Origin of the sequence: Idiomarina sp. UBA4206, assembly GCF_002383015.1 — a bacterium.
GTDB classification, from domain to species: Bacteria; Pseudomonadota; Gammaproteobacteria; order Enterobacterales; family Alteromonadaceae; genus Idiomarina; species Idiomarina abyssalis.
In genome coordinates this window covers 1-332 of sequence record NZ_DFTS01000061.1, presented here as the reverse complement: position 1 = coordinate 332, position 332 = coordinate 1, and the positions used below count along the sequence as shown (strand labels likewise).

General features: G+C 45.5%; 1 protein-coding gene. It reads left to right on the top strand.

Annotated features, from left to right (window positions below; genetic code table 11):
• Positions 1-33: 33 nt before the first annotated feature.
• Positions 34-332: GNAT family N-acetyltransferase (locus B3180_RS12675; protein WP_286844930.1), on the top strand; the 299-nt coding region annotated here is incomplete at its 3' end.

Here is a 332-nt window from a genome sequence, read left to right as displayed (position 1 = left end):
GCTCGCCGTTTAGCGGGGCGTTAGGGCTTCACAGTGAAATCAACCAATTACATCATTAATGATGTAGCACCGACAGCTGAAGAGTACACCGCCTTGCGGTGTGAAGTCGGCTGGGATAGTGTCGATTTAGTTGTGGCGCAAAAGAGCTTAAATAGTTCTTTATTTCACGTGTCAGCCAGAGACGACAAAAAGCTGATAGGAATGGCTCGGGTTGTTGGCGATGGATTTATGTATTTTTACATTCAAGACGTCGTAGTTGCTCCTGAGTATCAAGGGCAAGGTATTGGTCGGATGCTTATGAGTAGAGTTGAAAGTTATCTATCCAAAGCGTG